Source organism: Streptomyces sp. KR55 (genome assembly GCF_052245645.1).
GTDB lineage: Bacteria > Actinomycetota > Actinomycetes > Streptomycetales > Streptomycetaceae > Streptomyces > Streptomyces flavusporus.
On sequence record NZ_JBQQCE010000484.1, the window covers coordinates 1 to 7,451 of the forward strand.

Consider the following 7,451-nt stretch of genomic DNA (forward strand, 5'->3'; position numbering starts at 1 on the left):
GTCGGACAGGCCGTGCCGGGTGACCGTCTTCCCGCCGGCCGCCTTGAAGGCGCGCAGGGCCGGTCTTCCTCCTGGGCCGTGCGCAGATGCGTGGTGAGCACGTCCTGCAGGACCCTGGGCCGCTCAGCGGCGAGGTGGCCACAGGCGATGGTCTTCAGTACGGCGTGCGGGATGCCCTCGGCGAGCTCCCGCGCGTGCTCCAGCGGGGTGGCCGTGTCGAGAGTGCCCCCGACTACGAGCGTGGGGGCACTGATCGCAGCGAGGTCGGGGCGCAGGTCGTAGTCGGCGAGGGCGTCGCAGCACGCCGCGTACCCGACCGGGTCGGCGTCGGCGAGGTTGCCGAGCAGTCTGCGGCCGAAGGGGGTGCCGGCGACGTCGCCCGTGGCGAACCAGCGGCTCGGGGTGGTCTCCAGCAGCGGAGCGGTTCCCTTGAGTCGTACCAGATCGGCCCGCTCGTACCACGGCTGCGAGGCTCCGAAGTGCGCGGAGGAGCAGACCAGGGCCAGGGAGACGACACGGTCCGGACAATGGGCGGCGAGGTGCGCCCCCATGGCTCCGCCCAGGGAGATGCCCGCGTAGTGGAACCGGTCCCAGCCATGGTGGTCGGCGAGGGCGAGGACCAGCGACGCGAGGTCCCCGACCGTCGTACGGCCGGGCTCGGGGTCGGGCAGGACAGCGGATGTGGAACCGCCGTGTCCGGGCAGGTCGAAGCGCAGTACCCGGAAATGGCGGATCAGGGAGGGCAGTTGGGGTTCCCAGACTGCCTTTGAGGTGCCCAGGGACGGGCCGAGGACCAGGGGTGGTGCGTCGGCTGGACCGACGACGTGGTGGTGCAGGAAACGGGAGGCGGGCACGGGCGGCTCCAACGAGCGGCGGGGCTTCCAGCGTTCGAGGACGAGGGCGAGGCCGTGGCGACCACCTTGTCCATCAGGTCACGACCTCACCGGCGGCCAGGGCGGACGGGTGCTGGGCCAGCGGTGTCACGTCGACCGTCATGTAGGGGAAGAGGGGGAGGTTCCACAGGATGCGGTGCAGCGCCTCGTTGTCGGTGACATCGAAGATGCTGATGTTGGCGTACTGCCCGACGCACCGCCAGATGTGCAGCCACTCCCCGGACTTCTGCAGTTCCTGGCAGTAGGCCTTCTCGCGGACCACCAGGTCCGCGCGAACCTCCGGGTCGAGGTCGCGCGGAATCTCAACGTCCATCCGTACTGCGAACAGCACTGCTCATCACGCCTTGTCGAGGACGAAGCCGTACGTGACCTCGCGGCCGTTGCCGTCCGCCGCCGGGCCGGGGTCGAGGATCAGCTCGGGCTTCACGGCGGAGGCGATGTCGTCGCCGACGTGCTCACCGCCCTTGAAGTACAGCTGGGTGGTGATGAGCTGGTGGCCGGGCGCCGACACCTTCAGGTGGAGGTGGGCCGGGCGCCACGCGTGCCAGCCCGCGGCGGCGATCAGCCGGCCGCAGGAGCCGTCCGTGGGGATCTGGTACGGCGCCGGCTCGACCGTGCGGATCCAGAAGTGGCCGGCGTCGTCGGCGACGACCGTGCCGCGCAGGTTCCACTCCGGCAGGTTCGGCGCGAACTGCGAGTAGTAGCCGTCGTCGTCGGCGTGCCAGATCTCGACCTTGGCGCCGGACAGCGGGGTGCCGTCCACGCTCGTCACCTGGCCCTGGAAGAGCAGCGGAGTACCGGCCTCGTCCTCCCGCATGGGCAGGGTCGCCTCAGCGGGCAGACGCGGGGAGTCGGGGACGTAGTACGGGCCCTCGATGGTGCCCTTGTTGCCCTCGCGGTTCTCGTTCGCGACCTCCTCGACGACGTGTTCCAGCCACACGTCGAGGAAGAGCGGCCACTCACCGTCCTCACCGACCTGGATCAGCCAGGACTTGAGCACCTCGTACTCGGCGTACGTGACCTTGTGACGGCGGATGATCTCGTGGGCGGCGGCCAGGAGCTCGGAAACCAGGGTGTCGACGCGCTGGGTGTCCACGTCGACCGCCCCGCCGCGCTGCTTGCTGCGGAACTGCTCGGTGGCGGCGGCTCCGGACGCGGCCGCGGTGGCCTGCTCGGTGATGGTGTCGGTCATGGTCGTCCCGTCTCTTGTGGGTGGTTCAGCGGTCCTGGCGGTAACGCGCCAGCTTGTCGGGGTCGATGTCGATGCCGAGTCCGGCTCCCTCACGGACGCGGAGAGTGCCGTTCTCGATGGTCAGGGGCTCGGTGAGGAGGTCGTCGGACATGTCGAGGAAGTTCGACAGCTCACCGGCGTGGAGCGAGGTGGATCGGTGCGCGGCGCCGAAGGCGACCGAGCACAGGGAGCCAATCTGACCGTCGATCTGGTTGCCCATCACCACCTCCACGCCCAGGCCCTCGCACTCGTGCAGCACGCGCTGGGACGCGGTGAAGCCGGTGCGGGCGGTTTTGATGCTGATGGCGGTGGCGGAGCCGCCGAGGAGTTCCCGGGTGACCTCGGCCGGCCGGGTCGCGCTCTCGTCAGCGATGAAGGGGATGGTGCTCTGGGCGACCAGCCAGCGCCGACCCAGGACGTCGTCGGCGGGGCAGAGTTCCTCGGCGAAGGTCAGACCGAGGTCGGCCATCTCCCGTAGGGCGCGGGCGGACTCGGAGGCGCTCCAGCCACGGTTGCCGTCGATGTAGAGCACGACGCCCGGCCCGAGCGCCTCACGCAGGGCCCGGCATGCGTCGACGTCCTCGGTGTACGGCTGTCGCCCCACCTTCACCTTGAAGGTGGTGATGCCGTACGTGTCCCGCACGCGTTCCGCCTCGGCGACCATCTCCTCGGCGGGTGCGAAGCCGACCATGTGGCTGACGCGCATGCGGTCGGTGTAGCCGCCGAGGAGTCCGGAGACCGGCATGCCGGCCGCCTGGCCGAGGATGTCCCACAGCGCCATGTCGATGGCGGCCTTGGCCGTCGGGTTGCCGACGGTCCGCTCGAGGCGTTCGTGGACGGCCTCGCGTTCCAGTGCGGTGAGGCCCAGGATGTGCGGCGCGAAGATCTTGTCGATCACCGCGACGATGGACTCCTGGGTCTCGCCGTAGGTGTAGGGGCGGGGCGGCGCCTCCGCCGTGCCGACCAGGCCTTCATCCGTATGCACCCGGACCAGGACGTGGTCGGCGCTGTGCACCTCACCGCTCGCGAATCTCAGCGGTTTCGCGTAAGGAATGGCAAAGGGAATTGCCTCGACCCTGATGATTTTCATGCCACTCCTTCAAGGAACATGTTGTGCTGCTCCAGCACCTTCAGGAGGTTTTGCAGCAAGGGAGAGCCGTCGTCCTCTCGCCAGGCCAAAACCAGAGGAATGGACAGCGCGTCCTCGATGGCCTTGCACCACACGCCCTCGCGGGGCGCGGCGCGAACGGAGTCCGGGAGGACGGCGATACCGAGGCCGGCGGCGACCAGCGCCAGGGCTGCGGAGGTCTCGGTGACCTCGTAGGCGCAGTGCGGGTAGAAGCCGGAGGCGAGGCAGCTGCGGACGACGGCGTCGTTGAGGACGGAGCCGAGCGTGGCGCCGTACATGATGAAGTCCTCGTGCCGCAGCTGCTCGATCCGGACGAGGTCGGCCTCGGCCAGCCAGTGTTCCGTGGGCACGGCGACGACGAGTGGCTCGTCGGCGAGCGCGCGGTGCGCGATGCCCTCCTGGCGGATCGGCGGGCGCAGAACGCCGACGTCGAGGCGCCGATCGATCAGCCCGAGCTCCTGGGCGGGCGTGAGCATCTCGGTGTGCACCTCCATCATCACGTGCGGCATCTCCCGTTTGAGGAGCCGGGCGAGTGCGGGCAGTTGGCGGTACGAGGCAGCTCCCGTCAGGCCGACCCGCAGCACGCCCTCCACCCCGGAGGCGAAGCGCACGGCTCTGGCCACCGCTTCGTCGACGGCCTTGAGGATGCGCTCCACATCGGTGCGGAACACCTCGCCGGCACCGGTCAGGGCGACCTGGCGGGTGGTGCGGGTGAACAGTTCCACGCCCAGTTCCGTCTCCAGGCGGCGGATCGCCTGGGAGAGGGGCGGCTGGGCCATGTGCAGGCGTTCCGCGGCCTTTCCGAAATGACGCGTCTCGGCGACGGCCAAGAAATACCGAAGATGCCTGAGCTCCACCGGGCTGCCCCTTTCTGGTTCGGGGCCCTCGAATGCGCTTCAGCGTAGGAAGTGAACCCCATACGACACAAATACTTGGTTGCAGCCTATTGAGACGCCAGAGATATCAATACCCCCCTGGGTCAACCCTGGGGAAATGTCTGGGGCCGACTCTTCACCGCGCTGTCATGGTGCTGAAAAGCAATGGCAATGACGCCGCCGGCCAGGCGGCCTGGCCGAGGCGAAAGGGACGGGATCATGGCCGAGGACTTCAGCCGGGCGCGGACCATCCTCGAAGACGCCCTCGTGGACGACCCCGACAACGGTGTGTACCGGGTCCGGCGGAACGTCTTCACCGACGAGGAACTCTTCGAGCTGGAGATGAAGCACATCTTCGAGGGGAACTGGGTCTATCTCGCGCACGAGAGCCAGATCCCGGAGGTCGGCGACTACTTCACGACGTACATCGGCCGCCAGCCCGTCGTCATCTCCCGCGACAAGCAGGGCGAGCTGCACTGCCTGATCAACGCGTGCAGCCACCGCGGCGCGATGCTGTGCCGCCGGAAGACCGACAACCGCACCACCTTCACCTGCCCGTTCCACGGCTGGACCTTCAACAACAGCGGCAAGCTGCTGAAGGTGAAGGACCCCCGCGAGGCCGGCTACCCCGAGCAGTTCAACAAGGATGGCTCCCACGACCTGAAGAAGGTCGCCCGCTTCGAGAGCTACCGCGGCTTCCTCTTCGGCAGCCTCAACCCGGACGTCAAACCCTTGCGCGAGCACCTCGGCGACGCGGCGGTCGTGATCGACATGGTCGTCGACCAGTCCCCGGAGGGCCTGGAGGTGCTGCGCGGTTCGTCGACGTACCACTACGACGGCAACTGGAAGCTCCAGGCCGAGAACGGGGCCGACGGCTACCACGTCTCCGCCACCCACTGGAACTACGCGGCCACTCAGGCCCGCCGTACGTCCGGCGAGTCGAAGAACGACACCAAGACGATGGACGCGGGCGGCTGGTCCAAGCAGAAGGGCGGCTTCTACTCCTTCGACCACGGCCATCTACTGCTGTGGACCAAGTGGCTCGACCCGACCAACCGGCCGCTGTACGAGAAGCGGGACGAGCTGGCGGAGCAGTTCGGGGCGGAGAAGGCCGACTGGATGATCGGCGTGTCCCGGAATCTGTGCCTGTACCCGAACGTCTACCTGATGGACCAGTTCAGCTCGCAGATCCGGCACTTCCGGCCCATCTCCGTCGACAAGACCGAGGTCACCATCTACTGCATCGCCCCCAAGGGCGAGCCGGCCGAGGACCGCGCCCGGCGCATCCGCCAGTACGAGGACTTCTTCAACGCCACCGGCATGGCCACCCCGGACGATCTGGAGGAGTTCCGCTCCTGCCAGAAGACCTATCTGGCCGAGTCCATGCCGTGGAACGACCTGAGCCGTGGCGCCGTGCACCAGATCGACGGTCCGGACGAGGACGCCAAGAAGATCGGCATCAACCCGATCGCCAGCGGCGTGCGCACCGAGGACGAGGGGCTCTACCCCATCCAGCACGGCTACTGGCTCGAGACCCTGCGCAAGGCCCTGGACCTGGAGGTGGCGAAGTGACCACGGCAGTCGAAGAGATCACTCTCGAGGGCGTCCGCCAGTTCCTCTACCGCGAGGCCCGTTACCTGGACGACCGCGAGTTCGAGAAGTGGCTGGAGTGCTACCACCCGGACGTCGAGTTCTGGATGCCCGCCTGGGCGGACGACGACGAGCTCACCCGCGATCCGCAGCGCGAGATCTCCCTGGTCTACTACCCGAGCCGGGCCGGCCTGGAGGACCGCGTCTTCCGCATCCGCACCGACCGCTCCAGCGCCACGAGCCTGCCCGAGCCGCGCACCGGCCACAACATCACCAACGTCGAGATCACCGGCCGGGACGGCGACGTGGTGGACGTGCGGTTCAACTGGTTCACGCTCTACTACCGCTACCAGACGACCGACACGTACTTCGGCACGTCCTTCTACCGCCTCGACGTCTCCGGTCCCGACCCGCTGATCACCGCCAAGAAGGTCGTCCTGAAGAACGACTACGTGCACCACGTCGTCGACATCTACCACGTCTGAACCTCGCGAAATGAGCACCCGCATGTCCTTCCAGGTCGCCCTGAACTTCGAGGACGGCATCACCCGCTTCATCGAGTGCCGGCCGGACGAGACCGTCGCCGAGGCCTCGTACAAGGCCCGCATCAACATCCCGCTGGACTGCCGCGACGGCGCCTGCGGCACCTGCAAGTCGCTCTGCGAGTCGGGTAGTTACGACGGCGGTGACTACATCGACGAGGCGCTGTCCGATGACGAGGCCGCGAGCGGATACTGCCTGCCCTGTCAGATGACCCCGCACAGCGACCTCGTGCTGCGCATCCCGTCCTCCTCAGTGGCCGCCAAGACGGCAGCGGCCACACACGCCGCCACGCTCGCCGCGGTCAAGCACCATTCGCCCACGACCGTGGAGTTCGCCCTCGACGTCGACGACCGGGATGCCCTGGACTTCCTGCCCGGCCAGTACGTCAACATCGCCGTGCCGGGCACCGACCAGGTCCGCTCGTACTCCTTCAGCTCCGGTCCGACCCAGCGGCAGATCTCGTTCCTGGTGCGGATCGTGGACGGCGGCGCGATGTCGAGCTACCTCACCCAGCGCGCCCGCATCGGCGACCGCATCGAGTTCACCGGCCCGATGGGCAGCTTCTATCTGCGTGAACTCACCCGTTCCGCCCTGCTGTTGGCGGGCGGCACCGGCCTCGCCCCGCTGCTGTCGATGCTGGAGCACCTCACCCAGAAGCCGCCCGCCCACCCGGTCCACCTGCTCTACGGCGTCACCACCGACCAGGACCTCGTCCACCTGGACACCCTGGAGGACTACGCCGAGGTCATCCCGAGCCTCACCTTCGACCACTGCGTGGCCGACCCGTCCAGCGCCGCCCGCAACAAGGGCTTCGTGACCGGCCTGATGGACGCGAGCACCCTCCACGACGGTGACACGGACGTGTACCTGTGTGGGCCGCCGGCCATGGTGGAGGCGGTACGCCACCACATCGCCGGCCTCGGCGTCAGCCCGGCGAGCTTCCACTACGAGAAGTTCGCCCCGGCCGCCGCACGACAGACGGCGGAGGCGGCGTGAGCGGGCCCACCGTGCACGTCGACCGGTTCGCCGGGAAGACGGCCGTGGTCACCGGCGCCGCCCAGGGCATCGGCCTCGCGGTCGCGCGCCGGCTGGCGGCCGAGTCCGCCGAGGTCGTCCTGGTGGACCGCTCCGAGATGGTCCGGGAAGCTGCCGACGAGCTCAAGGCCCACGCCGTCCTCGCGGACCTGGAG

General features: G+C 68.5%; 8 protein-coding genes and 1 pseudogene. 4 read left to right on the top strand and 5 right to left on the bottom strand.

The annotated features are described in order from the left end of the window. The 5 genes from ACTWQJ_RS42620 to ACTWQJ_RS42640 form a co-directional block, all read right to left on the bottom strand. On the bottom strand, nucleotides 1-854 hold an 854-nt coding region (locus tag ACTWQJ_RS42620; RefSeq protein WP_443311781.1), incomplete at its 3' end, for an alpha/beta fold hydrolase. A gap of 73 nt (nucleotides 855-927) precedes the next feature. Further along, nucleotides 928-1,224 (bottom strand): muconolactone Delta-isomerase, encoded by a 297-nt coding sequence (catC, locus tag ACTWQJ_RS42625; protein ID WP_443311782.1) that lies wholly within the window; start codon nucleotides 1,222-1,224, stop codon nucleotides 928-930. A 6-nt stretch (nucleotides 1,225-1,230) separates the two neighbouring features. After that, nucleotides 1,231-2,085, bottom strand: coding sequence for a catechol 1,2-dioxygenase (catA, locus tag ACTWQJ_RS42630; protein WP_443311783.1), 855 nt, complete (start codon nucleotides 2,083-2,085; stop codon nucleotides 1,231-1,233). A 25-nt stretch (nucleotides 2,086-2,110) separates the two neighbouring features. Further along, complete coding sequence (locus ACTWQJ_RS42635; RefSeq protein WP_443311784.1) at nucleotides 2,111-3,214, bottom strand: mandelate racemase/muconate lactonizing enzyme family protein; 1,104 nt, start codon at nucleotides 3,212-3,214, stop codon at nucleotides 2,111-2,113. Next, entirely contained in the window at nucleotides 3,211-4,110 is a 900-nt protein-coding gene (locus ACTWQJ_RS42640; RefSeq protein ID WP_443311785.1) for a LysR substrate-binding domain-containing protein, read from the bottom strand. Before ACTWQJ_RS42640 ends, ACTWQJ_RS42635 begins: the two co-directional genes overlap by 4 nt. Before the next feature lie 237 nt (nucleotides 4,111-4,347). On the opposite strand from ACTWQJ_RS42640, the gene benA reads away from it, so the two are divergent. The 4 genes and pseudogenes from benA to ACTWQJ_RS42660 form a co-directional block, all read left to right on the top strand. Beyond that, on the top strand, nucleotides 4,348-5,700 hold the full coding sequence (gene benA, locus ACTWQJ_RS42645; protein ID WP_443311786.1) for a benzoate 1,2-dioxygenase large subunit: 1,353 nt from the start codon (nucleotides 4,348-4,350) through the stop codon (nucleotides 5,698-5,700). Beyond that, nucleotides 5,697-6,203: a benzoate 1,2-dioxygenase small subunit gene (gene benB / locus ACTWQJ_RS42650; RefSeq protein ID WP_443311787.1), complete on the top strand. Its 507-nt coding sequence runs from the start codon at nucleotides 5,697-5,699 to the stop codon at nucleotides 6,201-6,203. The genes benA and benB overlap by 4 nt, the downstream gene beginning before the upstream one ends. 22 nt (nucleotides 6,204-6,225) lie before the next feature. After that, nucleotides 6,226-7,164: pseudogene (benC, locus tag ACTWQJ_RS42655) on the top strand (benzoate 1,2-dioxygenase electron transfer component BenC); the annotation flags it as partial. Next, nucleotides 7,131-7,451, top strand: a 321-nt coding sequence (locus tag ACTWQJ_RS42660; protein ID WP_443311788.1) for an SDR family NAD(P)-dependent oxidoreductase, incomplete at its 3' end; no start/stop codon positions are given. The pseudogene benC and the gene ACTWQJ_RS42660, both read left to right, overlap by 34 nt.